Consider the following 234-nt stretch of genomic DNA (forward strand, 5'->3'; position numbering starts at 1 on the left):
AGCAAGACTGCTACCACTGCCCGCAAAACGAAATCCTGCGCTACCAGACCACCAACGGGGAGGGATACCGGCTGTATGCCAGCGACCCGGAGAAGTGCCGGGAATGCCCGCTACGCGCGCAATGCACGCGCAGTAAAAAGGGCATCAAGCAATTAAGCCGGCATGTCTGGCAGAAAGACCGGGAGCGGATAGCCGAAAACCGGCTGAGCGAAGTGGGCAAACAGATTTACAAGG

General features: G+C 58.1%; 1 protein-coding gene. It reads left to right on the plus strand.

What is annotated here, in order from left to right:
* Positions 1-234, plus strand: a 234-nt coding sequence (locus tag ACW5W8_RS24130) for a transposase (RefSeq protein ID WP_498630941.1), incomplete at both ends; no start/stop codon positions are given.

It is taken from the genome of Aeromonas aquatilis, assembly GCF_054052405.1.